This is a genomic window from Planomonospora algeriensis (assembly GCF_977012225.1).
Map to the genome: position 1 here is coordinate 1 of NZ_CDRNDK010001066.1, position 545 is coordinate 545.

Sequence of the window (545 nt, forward strand, 5' to 3'; positions counted from 1 at the left end):
CTGGCCCGGATCCGCGTTCCCGGCGGCGCCTGGCCTCGGACCGGCTGCGTGAGCTGGCCCGGGCCGCCGCCGAGTGCGGCACCGGCGTCATCGAGCTGACCTCCCGGGCGAACGTCCAGGTCCGCGGGCTGGCCGAGGAGTCCGGTTTCGCGGCGCGGATGGCGGAGGCGGGCCTGCTGCCCTCGCCGACCCACGAGCGGGTCCGCAACATCCTGGCCTCCCCGCTGACCGGCTGCGACGGCCGCGGGTTGCTCGACGCGGGCCCGCTGGTCGCCGAACTGGACCGGTCGCTGTGCGCCCGCCCGGAGCTGGCCGCCCTGCCCGGCCGTTTCCTGTTCGCCGTCGACGACGGCCGGGGCGACGTCGCCGGGCTCGGCGCCGACGCGGGGATCCTGCCGCTCGGTCCCGATCGGGCCGCGCTCCTCGTCGCGGGCGTCGACAGCGGCCTGCGCGTCCCGGTCTCCCAGGCGGTTCCCGCGCTGCTGGCGGTGGCCGCGGCGTTCCTGGCGGAGCTCGCGGACTCGCGGACCGCCGCCTGGCGGATC

At 78.5% G+C, this 545-nt stretch carries 1 pseudogene; it reads left to right on the forward strand.

The annotated features are described in order from the left end of the window. A pseudogene (locus tag ACWJ6R_RS37820) lies at positions 1-545 on the forward strand (precorrin-3B synthase); the annotation flags it as partial.